Source organism: Haloarcula sp. H-hyl2, assembly GCF_056934385.1.
Genome location: NZ_JBRIIJ010000001.1, coordinates 458,027 through 471,359, shown reverse-complemented (window position 1 = coordinate 471,359; position 13,333 = coordinate 458,027). Strand labels below are relative to the sequence as shown.

The window sequence follows — 13,333 nt, the reverse complement described above, 5'->3', positions numbered from 1 at the left end:
CGGCCGTCGTTCCTGCCGCTTTCTCAGCGCCAGACGGCCCGGCCCAGGCGCGTCTCCGAGAGGTCGAAGTCGAAGCGATCTGTCCACAGGAGGCTGACGCCCAGCAGTGCGGCCAGACCGACGGGCACCCAGTTCGTGTAGAAGAGGTTGATACCGCCCCACAGCAGGACGAAGCTCACCAGGTCGTCGAGCATGAACTCACAGGACTCCAGCCGGCGACGGAGACCCGCCCGGTCGAACCCCAGGTCGAACAGGAGCACCGCGACCGAGCCGGAGAGCAGCCACCCCTGGTAGTTCTGCCAGGGGACGCCGTAGAACTGCCCGAGTTCGTACTCCCAGAAGCCGATGGCCACGGCACCGGGATCGAGCACCAGATCGACGAGCATGACCGTCGCCAGCGTCGCCACCAGGCGCGGGACCGCCGACTCCGCACGTCGCCCCAGCAGGAGCAAGACGAGGAGGTAGCTGTTCAGGACCAGCGGAAAGAAGAAGACCGGGAGTCCCAGTGGGACCTCCCCGAACAGCATCGGCCCGAGGTCGACGCCGTAGTGGAACTGTCCGTAGGGCCAGCCGGTGCGGACCCCCAGGAGTTCGATACCGTAGGAGTAGACCGTCAACAGTCCGAGCGCGGCGACAGCCTTCCGATCGAGCAGCGGGGCGATACCGGCGGCCAGCGGCAGGCGCATCACGAGCGTCCCGAACAGGACGAAGAACGGATTGAACGCCAGCGGTGGCGGGAGCAGTCCCTCGGCGCTGGCCAGCAGGGTCACGGCGCCGACCAGCGGGAAGACCACGGCGATGGTAAAGCGGTGCTCGCGGACGAGCGCGTCGAGTCGTCGTGTCGCCTCGGTGCGGCTCTCGGGGACCCGCCAGCCAAGCACCTCAGCCATAGAGCATCACCCACAGACCCAGCATGGTGAACACCATCCCGACGAGGCTGTTGATCGCCGGGTACCACCAGTAGGCCTGGTCGATGTCGACGCCGATGGCGAGGATGCCGAAGACCAGCCCGGGGTAGACCAACAGCAACAGGCCGAACACCCAGTGCGTGTAGGTGAAGACGAACGCCGCCGTCAGCCAGCACATCACGCAGTAGTAGTAGGTGTTTGACTCGCCGAGGAACGTCGCAGTGGTCTCGATGCCGGCCTCGCGGTCCGGTTCGATGTCCGGGATGGCCGAGAACGTGTGCATCCCCATCGTCCAGAGCCAGGCGCCCGCGACCGCCGAGGCCGGCGGCGCGACGCCCTCGATGGCGGCGTAGGCGACGACACCGGGGAGGATGTACAGCCCGTTCGAGACGGAGTCCAGGAGCGGCGTCGTCTTGAACCGAAGCGGCGGTGCGGAGTACTCCACCGAGAGGACGCCCCAGGCCCCCAGCGCGAGCAGGCCCAGCGGCGGGAGCCAGGGGACGAACGCCAGCGCGAGCAGGCCCGAGAGGACGATGGTCGCGGTGACGGCGGTGTCGTCGCTCCGATAACTGACCTCGCGGCCCTCGTCCTTCTTGGGGTTGTGCTCGTCGACGTCGGCGTCGAAGATGTCGTTGACCCCGTAGAGAAAGACGTTCGCTGGCAGGGTGAAGTAGACGAACAGCGCGATCGCCAGCGGCGAGAACAGCTGTCCCGGGTCGTCGGCCGCGTAGGTCGCCGCGACGATGACGGGACCGCCCTGGTAGAGCCAGAAGCGCGGTCGCGAGAGGCGCAGCAGGTACCCTGTTCGCGTCTCCTTCGAGGGTACTACCTCCGCGAGACGGTCCGTGACGATGCTCATTGCAGGTCGTCGATCAGTCTCTTGGCAGTGTGTTCGCCGCTGATGAGACACATCGGAACGCCGATGCCGGGCGTCGTGAACGACCCCGTGAAGTAGAGGCCGTCGACGGCCGAGGATCGGTTGTTTGGCCGGAGGAGAGCTGTCTGGCGCAGCGTGTGTGCCAGCCCCAGCGCGGTGCCCTCGGTGGCGTTATACCGCTCGCCGAAGTCCGAGACGGCGAACTGCTTCTCGTAGACGATGCGGTCACGCAGGTCGACGCCGGTGTGTTCGGCGATGTCGGCCAGGATCTTCTCGCGGTACTCCTGGCGGATCTCCTCGCCGTCGTGGAGGCCGGGCGCGATGGGGACGAGGACGAAGAGGTTCGAGTGGCCCTCGGGCGCGACCGTGTCGTCGGTCTTCGAGGGGACACAGAGGTAGTACGCGGGGTCGTCGGGCCAGTCGGGCTCCTCGAAGATGTCGTCGAAGTGCGGTTCCCAGTCCCGCGGGAGCACGAGCGTGTGGTGTTCCAGGGGCTCGACGTCGCCCTCGACGCCCATGTACATGAGGAACGCCGAGGGAGCGTAGGTGCGCTCGTCCCAGTAGTCGTCGTCGTACTGGCGTTCGTGGTCGGGCAGCAGTTCCCGCTCGGCGTGGGCGTAGTCGGCGTTGACGACCACGCGGTCGGGGTGGGAGACGTCGCCGTCGACGGTCTGGACGAGGAACCCGTCCTTCCGGCGGGTTATCTCGTCGACCTCGGCGTCGGTCTCGTAGGTCACACCGAGTTCGGTTCCGAGGTCGACCAGGCCGTCGACGACGCTGTAGATGCCGCCCTCGGGGTAGTAGACGCCGAGGTTGAAATCGACGTGGCTCATCATGTTGTACAGCGCCGGCGTGTTCTTCGGGGAGCCACCCAGGAACACCAGCGTGTACTGCATGATCTGCTGGAGTTTCGGATGCTCGAAGTAATCCTCGACGTGGCCCTGCATCGAGCCGATCAACTGGAGGCCGACCGGGGCCGCTGTCATCACGTCCAGGTCGACCCAGTCACGCAGCCGGGAGCGGTCCTGGTAGACGAACTTGTTCATCGCCGTCTCGTAGTGGCGCTCGCTGGTCGCCAGATAGTCGTCGAAGGCCTCGCCAGCGCCGGGTTCGTACGATTCGAACAGCTCGCGCATCTCCTCGTTGTCGCCGGTTACGTCCAGCTGATCGCCATCCTTGAAGAAGATGCGGTAGTGAGGGTCGAGCCGTTCCAGCTGGTAGAAGTCGCTCGGCTCGCGCCCGAAGTACGCGAAAAAGCGCTCGAAGACGTCGGGCATCAGGTACCAGGAGGGACCCATGTCGAACCGGAACCCGTCGGCCTCCAGCTGGGAGGCACGACCGCCGACCTGCTCGTTTTTCTCCAACACGCGAACGTCGGCACCGGCGTCGGCCAGGTAGCAGGCCGCAGAGAGTCCGCCGAAGCCACCGCCGACGACCGTAACTGTCGTTCCGGAGAGGGAACTCATTATCTGAGAGGGAGGCCGGAGCGACCATAAAACGGTCGCCCAACAGCGTAGTGTATGGCACGTGCCATCGCGTGACTCGGCGGCCCCACCGTGATCACTCGACGGATTTATTAGTAACTGTCCTGTGATAGTAACTAATGGCTATTAACGACGTTGCAGTATTTAATAACGACGTACGCCACTCCGTCGTCGGCATCGCCAGCGTGGTCGCGCTCGTCGCACTGTCGGCGCTGGCAGTCGCCGGCGGCGTCACGAAGGTCCTGGTCATCTCGTGGGTCGCGTTCGCAGCGATGACAGTGGGTGCGTGGTTGAGCGTCCGGAGCGAGCGGACGAACCCCCACCGTCTCGTCTGGGGCTACGGGCTCGCCAGCGGGGCGATGGTCACCTCCGCGGCGATGTTCCTCGTTCCGCAGGCGATGGGGCTGGGCGGGCAGGCCGGGTCGCCCCGTATCGGCGGCATCGGTATCGCGCTCGGACTGGTGGTTGGCTACGGCAGCCACACCATCGGCCACCGTCTCACCCACATCGAGACGAGTTTCGACACCACGACGGCGGCCATCGCCGCCCACGCGCTCTCGGCCGGCCTCATCATCGGACTCGTATACGGATCGATGCCGACACTGGGACTCCTACTCGGCCTGGCTATCGTCTCGCACAAGGGCCCCGCGGGCTACGCTGCCGCCCGCCGGTTGGCCCGGAACGGGAAGTCCGCGACCGCGCTGTTGCTCCCCGCTGCTGGTGTCGGCCTGACTGCCATCCCCTCGGCGCTACTGGCCGTCCCCGAATCGCCCGCGATCAACGCCGTCGTCTTCGGGTTCGCCGCCGGCATCTTCCTCCACGTCGCGATGGACTTCCTCCCGAACTGCGAAGCCGGGAGCGAGATCGACGAGGTCTGCTCGCTGCACGAACACTCCCACGACCTGCTCGACGAGTTGCGGACCCACGCCGTCGGGTCCACGGTCGTCGGTGCGGCTGCGGTGGTCGTCGCGTGGCTGGCGCTACCGGCCTGATCCTGACCAGGTCTTTTTGTGCCGTCGCCTCGACGGTCCGTCCGGTCCCCTATGACAGACCACAGTGATTCGAACAGCCGTCCCGACCTGACCCCACGGTCTCTCGATTACACCCACCTCCCGGACCAGACGATGCACAAGGTGTCCCTCGACGACGCGAGTTGCTTCCAGCAGGGCGACCAGGACATCGAGACGTACCCGGTCTGTATCACCAACGAGTTCAAGCAACTGTACTTCGAGATGGCCCCCGGCGCGACCATCGACTGGCACACCCACACCCCCAGTTTCGACGAGTTCTGTCTCTGTCTGGCCGGCCGTGCCCGCTACACGCTCGCCCAGCCGGACGGCAGCGAGCAGGTCGTCGACGTCGAACCTCGGGAGTTCGTCTATCTCCCCGGCGGGGCCCGCCACAAGATCGAGGCCATCGGCGACGACCGACACGAGGGGGTCGTGACGATGCCGCCCGAACCGGTCGGCCGGATGGAACTCCTCGAAGGGGCGACGCCCTACGACCTCGACGACTGGCCCATCGCCCTCTGGGTCGACCGGCAGCGCGACGAGGTCGTCCGGAAGGACCCCGAAGCCGTCTCGGAGTAGGCCGGCTACTGCGAGTTGCTCGCCGTCGCCGTCCCTTCGTCTGTCCAGCCCGGCGTCTTCGTCGTCTCGGTCGGTTCGATAGTGTGTGACAGCATCGCTTCCGAGCCCGGTCTGTCCAGTCGATAGACGACCTCTCTTGGGTCGCTGTCGGTGTCGTGCGGGCTCCGGGCGTCGATGGTGACCGTCCGCTCCTGGCCGGGTTCGAGCACCCCCGAGAGACGGCGAATCGGCGCGTACGCGATCATCGGACCACTCCGGTTGAGTGCCAGCACGTACCGCCCCTCGACGTCGCTCCCGTTGGCCACCGTCACGAGCAGCGTCGGATCGGCGTCGGGCCCGACACGGTCTGGACCACTCATCGAGACGTCGAACGACGGCAGCGGTGCTTCGAGCCGTTCACGGACCCGGTCAGAGGGGTCCCAGGTCCCCCAGTCGAGCGTGAGTGCAGCGTCGCTGGCGTCGCCCTCCTCGGGGAGGCCGAAGACGATCGGTCCGCGCCCACCCTCGTAGGTGACACCCCACTCACCGTCCCGATAGAGTCCGTTCCGGGGTTCGACCGGCGGGAACTCCCGGCCGTCGAAGCGGAACGCGAAGTCGTCGTACGCCGGTGCGATACCGTACCCCTCGAACTCGACGACGAGATACTGGCCGAACTCCTCGAAGACACCGATCGAGTCCGGACTGTCCGGGGAGACGATCCCTGGCTGGACGGTCGCCAGCGGGATCTCGAAATGCGACGACTCGCCCGGCGGTTCGGTGCTGTCCACGGTGGTCCGTGATCTGGTCGGCGGCGTGTCGCGCTCGGTGGTCCTGTCGTCCGGCGGATCGGCGGGGCCGTCCGTCCCGCTCAGACAGCCGGCCGTCCCGGCGAGCAGCGAACCACAGAGTCCGAGCATACGGCGGCGGCGCATAATCGTTCGTTCCCCCGACGCCGGTAAGTGCCTTCAGTTGGCTTCGATCCGGTTTTGACCGTCACTCCTCCTCGTCGGCGACTTTCCGGGCGGGGATCGCGTGGAGTTTCTGGGGGAGGTTCTGGAACCACGCGGCCGCCAGGATCGTCTCGTCGTCCTCGCCGATATCGGACGTGACCGCCTCGCCCTCGAACTCCACGCTGAGCATGTGGAGTCGGTCGTCGGAGTCGGCCTCGTTGACGATGGTCTGCCAGCGGGCGTAGTAGAGGCCGTCCAGCGTCGCCTCGATACCCGTCTGTTCGTCCAGCGTACGCAACGCCGTGTCCGCCAGGCCGTCGTCGGCCTCGGGTTCGTGGCCTCCACCCGGTGTCCCCCAGGTGTCCGGCGCCCCCTCGTGGCGGATGAGCAGCACGCGGCCGTCGTCGTCCGTGATCCAGGCCCCGGCGTCGCCCAGCCATCCCTCCTCGGCGAGTTCGCGTCCCTGTTCGAACAGTGCCGGGTCGTTTGTCACCGTCTCGCGTTCGATGTCGACGTCGCCGTACCGCTCGACCAGTCGCTCCAGTTCCACCCTGACCGCTTCGCGGGTCTGCTCTTCGAGAGTCATACTGGAACGCCGTCTGGCAGAGGGTTAATTGTACTCCCGCCAGCGGTGGCCACAGTCCTGACACTTGAAAAAGCGCGTCGGCGGCTCGTCGGCCGAGCCGGTCTGTTTGATCGTGTACCAGGCCTCGCCGTGGCCACACTCCTCGCAGGTGACGTCGTTTGCTGTCGGCTTCCCCTCGAAGTTCGCGCCCTCCTCGGTCTCGATGACGTCGTCGTCGCTCTGTTCGTCCGTCGTCACGAACTCGGCGGCTCGGTCCTCGTCTTTGGCGACCCGGGCGCCACACGACTGACAGACCATCTCGTCGCCGTCGGCGTGCATCATCGAACCGCAGTCGTCGCAGAACTGCATGTCACGCCGTCGTCGGGCCGCGGGGAAAACGGTTACTGCTCGTCGTCCAGTTCACGCTGCTCGGCCACGACCGGGCAGTTACGCAAGCGGACCGTCTCCATGTCGACGAACTCCAGGATCTGGGCCTCGTCGTGCGAACAGCCCACGTCCGGCGGCGCCGAGAAGAACTCGCACTGCTCGCAGTATCGGTGTTTCGACACCTCCGCGTCGGGGGACCCGGACATGTCCCCGAGGTCCGGCGTCGAATCCTCGTCGTCCTCGCTGGTGATCTCCTCCCAGACGGAGTCGGCGTCGACACCGCCGACGTCGACGCGTTCGAAGGCGCTCTCGCCTCCCTCGAAGGGATCGCCCTCGCGTGCGTCCATGCCAGCGAAGGGGTCGTCGGGATCTGTCTCCGGTGCCGCTTCCGAGTCCGCTGCCGAACGATCCGTGCCTGTGGGGTCGGCGCCATCCACGGTCTCGGTCGCGTCGGCTGCCGACGAGTCCCGTGAGGGTGTCTCTGTCGGATCGAGCGCCTGTTCGAAGGGGTCCGTTGCTCCCGACTCCTCCGCACCCCCGGAGTGCGAGGCCTCCGCGGTATCGTCGCCGCTCTCGAAGAACGGCGCTGGAGTCTCGTCGGGGTCGTCGCCGCCCTCGGCGACAGTTCCACTCTCGTCACTCGCCGCCGAAGGCTGTCCGGCCGCCGATTCGTCGGCGTCCTCGAAGACGTCCGCTACGTCGGTATTCGGGGTTGAAACGGTCTCCTCGAAGATATTGTCGACTTCGTCGTCGGCGTCGTCGGCCGACTCCTGTTCGTCGGTCTCGGCTCCCAGACGTTCGAAGGGATCACCCTCACGATCGGAGTCGGCGCCGAGTCGCTCGAACGGATCCTCCTCGCGATCCTCGTCACTCATTGCTCTCGCCGGCTTCGAGTTGGGAGGCAGTCACGAGCCGTGCTTTCTTCCGCAGGAACCCGCCGTCGGGACGGACGTCGGAGACGGTCGTATCACAGTGTGGACACTGTGGGTCCGTCATGAGCGCGATCTCGACCTGTTCGCCGCAACTCTCGCAACTGGCCGACGAGATGCCCTCCTGTGCGGCGGCGCGTTTGATCCGGTCGACCGCCTGCTGGTGTGCGCCACGGCCCCCCTGTTCGTCCCGGAGGTCGTTGACGACCCAGGCGACGCGTTTGAGTTTGTCCTCGACGTCGTCGAGACGAGTCGCGAGGTCGTCGGTCGCGGCCGACTGCTCGTCGAGTTCGGCGTCGACCTCGTCGCGGAACGACGCCAGATCGTGTGTCAGCGCCTCCATCTCCCGTTGCAGTTGGTCGATGTCGTCGAACGCCTCGTGGTCGTGTGTCTTTGGCGCCTTCTGGTCGATCTCCCGTTTGAGCTGGATGACGCGTTCACGGACGTCCTCGATCTTCTCCTGGAACTCGGTTTCGACGTCGGTGACGTTCGCATCGAGGCGCCCCTCTACTGCGTCGACGATGTCCGGAAGCCGATCCCCGATGACCCGCTCGGCCTGCTGGTTGACGCGGTCGTCGACGGTCGTGGTGATATCGTCGTGGAGAACCTCGTCGACGTCGACGAGCGAGGAGAGCGAGACGTCGCCGTCCAGATCGTCGGCGGCGCGATACGACGCCAACAGCTGTCGGACCACCTCGTCCCGAGGGACTCCGAGCCGCGCGGCCCGGTCGTCGAGCCACTCGTCGAGCTCCCCCGAGAGCTCGACGGTGATGGACCCGTCCTCCGTCGGCTCACTGGCCATTACGTACCGGTATTTGAACCAGACAGTTAAGCGTTTGCCGCCTATTTCACCCGCCGAAAGTCAGAGTTTAGCGGATCTTGCGGACGTCGCTGATGTCGAACCCCGCGTCGCCGATCTCGGTCTCGAACTGGACGATGTTTTCGTCCTCGATCTCCGAGAGTACACCCCGGAACTGTTTGATGACCAGCGTCCGGGCCCGCGTCGATCCGCCGGACTCCCAGGCGAAACGCATCGTCCCGTGAGCGGCGTCGCTGAGCTGGCCGTGTCTGACGTCAGAGAGCGTGTTGTGGTTGACGTGCAACAGAATCAGCCCACCCCACTCGTAGGCCGCCTTCTGAAGGCCGGAGACGAGAAAGCTGATGTCGGCCCAGTCGACCTCCTCGCCCATCGCGCTGACCAGGTCAGACAGCGAGTCGATGACGACGAGGTTCCCCGTCGCGACCTCGTTCAGCAAGATCCCGAGCGCGCCCAGCAGGTCCTCGCGCTCGTGGCGCGCCCTAAGATCCTTGATGCTGGGGGTACGCTCGGCGTACCACTCGCGGGGCACCGGGCTGATGTGGAAGTACCGCTCCGAGAGGTCGTGGAACTCGACGGCGTTCGCTCCCACGTCCACGACCTCGTCGTCCATCGCGATGCCCATCTCCTCGACGAGCTGGGAGCCACTCGCGGTAAAGGAGATGTAGTGTACCTCCTCGGGCAGGACAGCGTTGGCCGAGGGCGTCCCGTAGTAGAGGTCGAACAGCTCCTCGTCGACCGAGGCCAGGCCGTTGATGACGGCGCTCGTGTGCATGAACTCCCGCGCGCCCGCTCCGGCCTCCCCCGACAGGAGGACCACGCTGCCAGTCGGCGCTCCACCGTTGACGATGGAGTCCAGTTGCCTGACACCGAACGGAATCCGCTCCATACTCCCAGTCACTACCAAACTCGCTTAAACCTGTGGGCGCTGACAGTGGCTGTAGTCAGTCGAGCGCATTTGACCGTGAACGGCCGGTACCGAAGGGGCATCCCACAGCTTTATATAACTCTCGTTCCAGCCCATATACCAACAGTGTCGAAGGACGAAATTTACCCGAAATACACCGATCCGAACACACACAGCGGAAAGTACCCGCCGGACTGGGATGCCCGGCGCCGGTACGTCTACGATCGGGACGACTGGACGTGCCAGCAGTGTGGGACCCCGAGCGGCCCGTACGGGGGCCAGAACAGTCCTGCACTCCACGCCCATCACGAGACCCCACTGAGTCGCGGCGGCTCGAATGGCCTCGACAACCTCGTCACACTGTGTGAAGCGTGTCACGACAGTGTCCACGACCACGACATTTCGGCTGGGCAGTCCAGTCGTTCACAACGTCGGTCGCAGGCCCGGTCCGCTCGCTCACAGGGCCGGCAGCAGGGACAGTCCGGCAGCCAGTCGCTTCTCACCAGGGCTATCGTCGGCGCTATCACCGGCCCGGTGTTTCTAGTAGCCACCCTCCTACTCCTCGCCATCGGAGTCTGGGGCACCGGCCCGATCGGATCGACGGTCTGGGTCCTCGCGCTCAGTACCGTCTGGCTACTCGTCGCCACACGGTTCGTCGCAACGACGCTCTGGGCCGCCTGGTGGGTCGGGTTCCTCCTCGGGCCGGCTATCGCTGTTCATCCACGCTCGTTCTGGGCACTGTTACCGCCCCATCCGCACGGGAACCTGTTCTTCCTGGCGGTCTCCGGACCGTTGCTGGGGCTGCTCTGGTCGCAGGTCGGTGACAGCGTCGACTTCTCGATAGACGACGATTCGGTCTTCTCGTAGCCGGAAGGAGGGCAACAGGGACCACCACCGTGGCGACTGCTGTACCTTTATACGCGTCCCTCTCGCCCATCTACCACATGCTGGACCGGGTGCTGGGTCGGGCGTCGCTGAAAGAGCGCATCGCCGACCTCGAAGAGGAGAAGCGCCATCTCGAACGGCAACTGGAGGCCGAAGAGGAGCGCCGGGCCGAGGCGACGACCGCCCGCCAACGCGCAGAGGAGCGGGAGAACAGGCTCGAAGACCGTATCGAAGAACTGGAAGACCGCGTCGACCGGCTCCAGTCCGGTGAGCGCGAGGCGGCCTTCCGGGCAGAGGAGCGACTCCGGCGGGACCGACTCTCGGAAATCCTCGACCGGCTCTCGACCGTCCAGACGGGCCCCGAGGGCGTACTCACGGCCTACGTCGACGACGAGGGCCACGTCCCCGAGGCCGTCTCGACCGCGTTCGGTGATCGAGCGGAACTCGTCTCGCGAGCGGCGCCCTGTCTCGCGGTGGCCGACGACGCCGGGCTCCTCTCGGCCACACTTACCGCTCCGAACCCGCCAGAACCGTTCACGGAGTGGAGCAACAGCGTCGAACTGGAGCGGTCGTGGTTCGAACCGACCGGCAGCTACAGCGTCGCGCTCGTCCGCTCGGACCTGTTCGCGCTGGGCGAGTACGAGGGACGCGAGCGGACCGCGTTCCACGGCTTCGACTCGGAACTCAAGAGCCAGCACTCGAAGGGCGGCTTCTCGCAGGCGCGGTTCGAACGGCTGCGCGACCAGCAGATCGACAGCCACGTCGAGCGCTGCCGGGCGGCCATCGAGGCGGTCGATCCCGACCGGCTCTATGTCGTCGGCGAGGGCTCGGTCATCCACGAGTTCGAAGGCGTCGCGACGGTGACCAACGCCGTCGACGCGACCGGCGATCCGGAACCGGCGCTGGACGACGCCGTCGAGTCGTTCTGGACGGTGCAGTTGCGGGTCCCCTGACTGGTCCCCCCGGAGACCGTAGTTTTACGCACACCGGCAGCGAAGTTCCCGTATGAGAGTCGCCCTCCTCACACACGAGGCGTTCCCCGACGAGGCAAAGACCGCGGTCGGGCTGCTCAGGTACGGCGACCACGAGGTCCGCGCCGTCGTCGACCGGGAGTTCGCCGGCAAGCGTGTCGCGGACGTACTGGACGGCGTTCAGGACGCTCCCATCGTCGCCTCCATGGACGATGTCCCCGAGGTCGACGCGCTCGTCATCGGCATCGCACCTATCGGCGGTCGTTTCGAGGAGTCCTGGCGGCCGGACGTTCGGGCCGCACTGGAGCGGGGCTGTGACGTCCTCTCGGGGCTGCACGACTTCCTGGCCGACGACGAGGAGTTCGCGGAACTGGCCGCCGAACACGGCGGCGAGTTGCGGGACCTCCGCAAACCGCCCGACGACCTGACCGTCGCCGAGGGGACCGCCGGCGACGTCGACGCGACCGTCGTCACCACGGTCGGGACCGACTGCTCGACGGGGAAGATGACCGTCTCCTTCGAGTTGCGCGACGCGGCTCGCGATCGCGGGCTGGACGCCGCCGTCGTCCCGACGGGCCAGACCGGCGTCGCCATCACCGGCTGGGGGCTGTCCGTCGACCGGGTCATCGCCGACTACGCGGCCGGCGCGGTCGAACGGCTCGTCGAGACGCCCCAGGACAAGGACCTCCTGATCGTCGAGGGCCAGGGCGCCATCGTCCACCCCGCGTACTCGGGCGTGACCACGAGCATCCTCCACGGCTCGGCACCGGACGCGCTGGTGCTGTGTCACGAGGCCGGCCGCGAGACGATCAACGGCTACGAGTCGTTCGACATTCCGCCGCTGCCTGAGGTCGTCGACCTCTACGACCGGCTGGCTGCGCCCGTCTCCGACGCCGCGGTGGTCGCCGGATCGCTGAACACGCGCCACCTGGAGGAGTCCGCGGCCGAACAGGCAGTCACGGAATACGGCGAGGCCATCGACGCGCCGGCGTGTGACCCGGTCCGCTTCGGCGTCGCCGACGACGTGCTGGACGCCCTGCTATGAACTGGACGGTCGAGCGCTACGACCTGCCGCTGTCGACGCCGTTCGGCATCGCCCGCGGGACGAGCGCGACCAGCGAGACCGTCGTCGTCGAACTGGAGCGGGGCGGCGCGACCGGCGTCGGTGGTGTGGCGCCCTCGCCGTACTACGACGAGACAGCGTCCAGCGTCGCCGCGGTGCTACCGGAGCTTCTCTCGGTGGTCGCCGACCTCGACGACCCGCACAACGTCCAGCGGCTCGACCGGCAGTTCCGCGAGGAGTGGCCGACACGGCGGGCCGCGCGGGCGGCCGTCTCCATCGCGCTGGCTGATCTGGCAGCACGCGAACTGGGGACGCCGCTGTACCGTCAACTCGGACTGGACCCCGACGCAGTGGCACCGACGACCTACACCGTCGGCATCGACCCGCCCGAACGGATGGCCGAGAAGGCTCGCGCTGCCGCCGACGAGGGGTTCTCGCACCTGAAGGTCAAGCTGGGCACCGACGACGACCGGGCGCGCCTAGAGGCCATCCGTGAGGCCGTCCCCGACGCCGACCTGCGCGTCGACGCCAACGCCGCCTGGACACCCGAATCGGCCATCCAGGCCCTGGGCTGGCTGGAGGCCGCCGACGTCTCGCTGCTCGAACAGCCCGTCGACGCGGGTGATCTGGAGGGGTTGCGACGGGTCACCGAGGCGACACGGATTCCCGTCTGTGCCGACGAATCCTGTGTCACCCCGCGGGACGTCCCTCGGGTCGCCGACGCCTGCGACGTCGTCAACGCCAAACTCGTCAAGTGTGGGGGCATCGGCCCGGCGATCCGGTTGCTCCATGCCGCCGACGCACACGGGCTCTCGACGATGCTTGGCTGTATGGTCGCCTCGAACGCGGCCATCGCGGGAGCGGTCCACCTCGCGCCGCTGGTCGACTACCTGGACCTGGACGGCGCGCTGTTGCTCGATGCCGATCCGTACGACGGCGTGACGCTGGACGGCGACGTGTTCGACCTGCGTTCGGTGGCGCTCGGGACCGGCGTGCGACCGAACCCCGGGTTCGAAGGGTGA

General features: G+C 66.8%; 15 protein-coding genes. 6 read left to right on the top strand and 9 right to left on the bottom strand.

The window, feature by feature from the left end:
* Window positions 1-23 precede the first annotated feature (23 nt).
* From cruF to crtD, 3 genes are read right to left on the bottom strand one after another with little or no spacing between them, the layout of a single operon-like run.
* Window positions 24-890, bottom strand: a complete 867-nt coding sequence (cruF, locus tag Hhyl2_RS02420; protein WP_483549127.1) for a bisanhydrobacterioruberin hydratase — start codon at window positions 888-890, stop codon at window positions 24-26.
* Complete coding sequence (locus Hhyl2_RS02415) at window positions 883-1,767, bottom strand: prenyltransferase (RefSeq protein WP_483549126.1); 885 nt, start codon at window positions 1,765-1,767, stop codon at window positions 883-885. The genes cruF and Hhyl2_RS02415 overlap by 8 nt, the downstream gene beginning before the upstream one ends.
* Window positions 1,764-3,251: a carotenoid 3,4-desaturase gene (gene crtD, locus Hhyl2_RS02410; RefSeq protein ID WP_483549125.1), complete on the bottom strand. Its 1,488-nt coding sequence runs from the start codon at window positions 3,249-3,251 to the stop codon at window positions 1,764-1,766. Before crtD ends, Hhyl2_RS02415 begins: the two co-directional genes overlap by 4 nt.
* Before the next feature lie 137 nt (window positions 3,252-3,388).
* Here crtD and Hhyl2_RS02405 point away from each other — a divergent pair, with 137 nt between their 5' ends.
* Window positions 3,389-4,261: a ZIP family metal transporter gene (locus tag Hhyl2_RS02405; RefSeq protein ID WP_483549124.1), complete on the top strand. Its 873-nt coding sequence runs from the start codon at window positions 3,389-3,391 to the stop codon at window positions 4,259-4,261.
* 51 nt (window positions 4,262-4,312) lie between these two features.
* A complete protein-coding gene (locus tag Hhyl2_RS02400) occupies window positions 4,313-4,858 on the top strand; it encodes a cupin domain-containing protein (RefSeq protein WP_483549123.1) in 546 nt (181 codons plus the stop codon).
* A gap of 5 nt (window positions 4,859-4,863) precedes the next feature.
* Here the strand turns inward: Hhyl2_RS02400 and Hhyl2_RS02395 are convergent, their stop codons facing one another.
* The 6 genes from Hhyl2_RS02395 to Hhyl2_RS02370 form a co-directional block, all read right to left on the bottom strand.
* The gene (locus Hhyl2_RS02395; protein ID WP_483549122.1) at window positions 4,864-5,769 is read right to left on the bottom strand and encodes a hypothetical protein; all 906 of its coding nucleotides are present in this window, start codon (window positions 5,767-5,769) and stop codon (window positions 4,864-4,866) included.
* Window positions 5,770-5,830: 61 nt separating this feature from the next.
* The gene (locus Hhyl2_RS02390) at window positions 5,831-6,373 is read right to left on the bottom strand and encodes an NUDIX hydrolase (RefSeq protein ID WP_483549121.1); all 543 of its coding nucleotides are present in this window, start codon (window positions 6,371-6,373) and stop codon (window positions 5,831-5,833) included.
* Between the two features lie 24 nt (window positions 6,374-6,397).
* The gene (locus Hhyl2_RS02385) at window positions 6,398-6,721 is read right to left on the bottom strand and encodes a transcription factor S (protein WP_483549120.1); all 324 of its coding nucleotides are present in this window, start codon (window positions 6,719-6,721) and stop codon (window positions 6,398-6,400) included.
* A gap of 32 nt (window positions 6,722-6,753) precedes the next feature.
* A complete protein-coding gene (locus tag Hhyl2_RS02380) occupies window positions 6,754-7,614 on the bottom strand; it encodes a DUF8135 domain-containing protein (RefSeq protein WP_483549119.1) in 861 nt (286 codons plus the stop codon).
* Window positions 7,607-8,470, bottom strand: coding sequence for a hypothetical protein (locus Hhyl2_RS02375; protein WP_483549118.1), 864 nt, complete (start codon window positions 8,468-8,470; stop codon window positions 7,607-7,609). The genes Hhyl2_RS02380 and Hhyl2_RS02375 overlap by 8 nt, the downstream gene beginning before the upstream one ends.
* A gap of 67 nt (window positions 8,471-8,537) precedes the next feature.
* The gene (locus tag Hhyl2_RS02370) at window positions 8,538-9,374 is read right to left on the bottom strand and encodes an RAD55 family ATPase (RefSeq protein ID WP_483549117.1); all 837 of its coding nucleotides are present in this window, start codon (window positions 9,372-9,374) and stop codon (window positions 8,538-8,540) included.
* A 144-nt stretch (window positions 9,375-9,518) separates the two neighbouring features.
* On the opposite strand from Hhyl2_RS02370, the gene Hhyl2_RS02365 reads away from it, so the two are divergent.
* The 4 genes from Hhyl2_RS02365 to Hhyl2_RS02350 all read left to right on the top strand — a co-directional run bounded on the left by Hhyl2_RS02365 (window position 9,519) and on the right by Hhyl2_RS02350 (window position 13,333).
* Window positions 9,519-10,259, top strand: coding sequence for an HNH endonuclease (locus tag Hhyl2_RS02365; RefSeq protein ID WP_483549116.1), 741 nt, complete (start codon window positions 9,519-9,521; stop codon window positions 10,257-10,259).
* Between the two features lie 77 nt (window positions 10,260-10,336).
* Entirely contained in the window at window positions 10,337-11,230 is an 894-nt protein-coding gene (locus tag Hhyl2_RS02360) for a Vms1/Ankzf1 family peptidyl-tRNA hydrolase (RefSeq protein ID WP_483549115.1), read from the top strand.
* A gap of 52 nt (window positions 11,231-11,282) precedes the next feature.
* A complete protein-coding gene (locus Hhyl2_RS02355) occupies window positions 11,283-12,293 on the top strand; it encodes an N-acetyltransferase DgcN family protein (RefSeq protein ID WP_483549114.1) in 1,011 nt (336 codons plus the stop codon).
* Window positions 12,290-13,333 (top strand): dipeptide epimerase, encoded by a 1,044-nt coding sequence (locus tag Hhyl2_RS02350; RefSeq protein WP_483549112.1) that lies wholly within the window; start codon window positions 12,290-12,292, stop codon window positions 13,331-13,333. The genes Hhyl2_RS02355 and Hhyl2_RS02350 overlap by 4 nt, the downstream gene beginning before the upstream one ends.

What these genes read in the sequence shown, in the direction of transcription:
- cruF (WP_483549127.1), bottom strand. Translation starts at nt 890, where the DNA reads ATGGCTGAGGTGCTTGGCTGGCGGGTCCCCGAGAGCCGCACCGAGGCG.
- Hhyl2_RS02415 (WP_483549126.1), bottom strand. Translation starts at nt 1,767, where the DNA reads ATGAGCATCGTCACGGACCGTCTCGCGGAGGTAGTACCCTCGAAGGAG.
- crtD (WP_483549125.1), bottom strand. Translation starts at nt 3,251, where the DNA reads ATGAGTTCCCTCTCCGGAACGACAGTTACGGTCGTCGGCGGTGGCTTC.
- Hhyl2_RS02405 (WP_483549124.1), top strand. Translation starts at nt 3,389, where the DNA reads ATGGCTATTAACGACGTTGCAGTATTTAATAACGACGTACGCCACTCC.
- Hhyl2_RS02400 (WP_483549123.1), top strand. Translation starts at nt 4,313, where the DNA reads ATGACAGACCACAGTGATTCGAACAGCCGTCCCGACCTGACCCCACGG.
- Hhyl2_RS02395 (WP_483549122.1), bottom strand. Translation starts at nt 5,769, where the DNA reads ATGCGCCGCCGCCGTATGCTCGGACTCTGTGGTTCGCTGCTCGCCGGG.
- Hhyl2_RS02390 (WP_483549121.1), bottom strand. Translation starts at nt 6,373, where the DNA reads ATGACTCTCGAAGAGCAGACCCGCGAAGCGGTCAGGGTGGAACTGGAG.
- Hhyl2_RS02385 (WP_483549120.1), bottom strand. Translation starts at nt 6,721, where the DNA reads ATGCAGTTCTGCGACGACTGCGGTTCGATGATGCACGCCGACGGCGAC.
- Hhyl2_RS02380 (WP_483549119.1), bottom strand. Translation starts at nt 7,614, where the DNA reads ATGAGTGACGAGGATCGCGAGGAGGATCCGTTCGAGCGACTCGGCGCC.
- Hhyl2_RS02375 (WP_483549118.1), bottom strand. Translation starts at nt 8,470, where the DNA reads ATGGCCAGTGAGCCGACGGAGGACGGGTCCATCACCGTCGAGCTCTCG.
- Hhyl2_RS02370 (WP_483549117.1), bottom strand. Translation starts at nt 9,374, where the DNA reads ATGGAGCGGATTCCGTTCGGTGTCAGGCAACTGGACTCCATCGTCAAC.
- Hhyl2_RS02360 (WP_483549115.1), top strand. Translation starts at nt 10,337, where the DNA reads ATGCTGGACCGGGTGCTGGGTCGGGCGTCGCTGAAAGAGCGCATCGCC.
- Hhyl2_RS02355 (WP_483549114.1), top strand. Translation starts at nt 11,283, where the DNA reads ATGAGAGTCGCCCTCCTCACACACGAGGCGTTCCCCGACGAGGCAAAG.
- Hhyl2_RS02350 (WP_483549112.1), top strand. Translation starts at nt 12,290, where the DNA reads ATGAACTGGACGGTCGAGCGCTACGACCTGCCGCTGTCGACGCCGTTC.